The sequence below is a fragment of the Kitasatospora sp. NPDC059088 genome (assembly GCF_042738155.1).
Lineage (GTDB): Bacteria > Actinomycetota > Actinomycetes > Streptomycetales > Streptomycetaceae > Kitasatospora.
Genome location: NZ_JBHYGR010000003.1, coordinates 141,701 through 143,748 on the forward strand (window position 1 = coordinate 141,701; position 2,048 = coordinate 143,748).

Annotated in this window: 1 protein-coding gene and 1 pseudogene; one reads left to right on the plus strand and one right to left on the minus strand. The window is 74.7% G+C overall.

The window, feature by feature from the left end; all coding sequences use genetic code 11:
* Positions 1-117 (minus strand): annotated as a pseudogene (locus tag ACFWXO_RS02570) (nicotinamidase); the annotation flags it as partial.
* Between the two features lie 361 nt (positions 118-478).
* On the opposite strand from ACFWXO_RS02570, the gene ACFWXO_RS02575 reads away from it, so the two are divergent.
* Positions 479-1,981 (plus strand): protease, encoded by a 1,503-nt coding sequence (locus ACFWXO_RS02575; RefSeq protein ID WP_380521555.1) that lies wholly within the window; start codon positions 479-481, stop codon positions 1,979-1,981.
* Positions 1,982-2,048 lie beyond the last annotated feature (67 nt).

Below are 2,048 nucleotides of genomic sequence, written 5' to 3' on the forward strand. Positions count from 1 at the left end.
GGCCCGCGCCACCGCGGGCGAGCGCCGCGCGCCCGGGGGGGCGCCGCCGCCGACGGGGACGCTTCCGCCCTCGCAGAAGTCCTTCTGCACATCCACCACGATCAGCGCGCGCGTCATCGAACGGCCCTTCCTCACCAGGTTCTTACGCATCCGCGGCCCAGCTTGGCGGGTCGACGGCCGTGGACGAAGCAACCGGGCGGCCGTTCACTCGAACGGGTTCCACCGGTTCCCGGCAGGGGTACGGCGGGGCGCGGCGGGCGGCCGCCGCCGTCGAAAGGGCGTCGAACCCGCGTCGAACAGGCCATTGAGAGCCGGTCGGCGCCGCACCTACACTCGCGGCCGTCCGTGACCCCGCGTCCCGGATTCCGCTCCGTGTTCCGCTCCGTGCCCGGGGTGCTCGATCCGCCCCGGGTCGATCGCCGATGTCCCCCAACCCACCCCCGTGGAGGACTACTTGAAGGCTCGAACGATACGCCGCATGCTCCTGGCCGGGGTGAGCAGCCTGGCCCTCGCGGCCTCCGGCGCGCTCGCCGCCCCGGTGGTCGGCAGCGCCGTGCCCGGCGGCGCCGCGGCCGCCGGCTACCCGACGGTGCACCCCACGGTGGCCGACTACGCCCAGGTGTCGGCGGGCACCACTCCCCCCACCCCGACGCAGTGCGCGAGTGCGGGCCGCCGCTGCTTCGACCCCCAGGCGATCAGGGCCGCCTACCACCTGGGCCCGCTGTACGCGGGCGGCTTCGACGGCCGCGGCCAGACGATCGCGATCCTCGACTCGTACGGCAGCGACACCATGGCGCACGACCTGCACGTCTTCGACCAGGCCTTCGGCGTCACCGCGATGTGCGGCGAGGAGGCGGTGACCTGCCGGCCCGGGATGCCGTCCTTCGACGAGCTGCACGTCCAGGGCGATCCGGGCACCAACGCCCCGCCGCCCACCAGCCACGGCACCGGCCAGGAGAGCAAGGCCGCGTGGGCGCTGGAGGTCGCGCTCGACGTGGAGACCGCGCACGCGATGGCACCCGGTGCGAACATCCTGCTGGTCAGCACGCCGACCGCGGAGACGCTCGGCGTCCAGGGCCTGCCGACGCTGATGAACGCCGAGCAGTACGTGGTCGACCACCACCTGGCGAACGTCATCTCGCAGTCCTTCGCCTCCGCCGAGGGCGCCTTCGGCAGCGCCCAGTCCATCGAACCGCTGCGGCACGCCTTCAAGTCCGCGGACCTGAACGGGGTCACGGTGCTCGGCTCCTCCGGCGACAGCGGCACGGCCGGCTCGGAGAAGACCCCGGTGAAGTCGGGCGGCTCGACCCTGCCGTACCCGTCCGTGGAGTGGCCCGCCTCGGACCCGCTGGTGACCGGCGTGGGCGGCACCTACCTGTGCACCGACCCCGGCGCGACCGGCGCCCGGACCGTGGACAGCACCGACAACCCGGCCGCCTGCCAGAGCAACTCCGGCTCCGCCGAGGTGGGTTGGACCAACTCCGGCGGCGGGTTCAGCCGGGTCTTCGACCGGCCCGACTACCAGTCGGCGCTGCCGGCCGGCTCCACCGCGATCGGCGCCAAGCGCGGCGTGCCGGACGTCTCCCTCCAGGCCGCCTCCAGCACCGGCGCGCTGGTCTACCTGTCGCTGCCGCCGGACGGCTCCTCCGGCCTCAAGTGCGGTGCCACGCCGTGCAGCACGGGCTGGTACGACATCGGCGGCACCTCGCTGTCCTGCCCGCAGTGGGCCGGCCTGGTCTCGATCGCGGACCAGATCAACGGCGGCGGCCTGGGCCAGATCAACCCGGCCCTGTACAAGCTGGGCGCCGACCCGGCGAAGTACGCGACCGACTTCAACGACGTGACGCTCGGGAACAACACCACCGACCCGACCGTCCCGGGCTACCCGGCCGGTACGGGCTGGGACCCGGTCACCGGCCTCGGCACGCCCGACGCGGCGAACCTGCTGCCGGACCTGGTCAGCGCCGTCCGGGCGGGCTGACCGCGGCCCGGCGGGGGGGGGCGGCGCGGGGCGGCGAGGGGGGGGGGGGGGGGGGCCGACTGTGGCG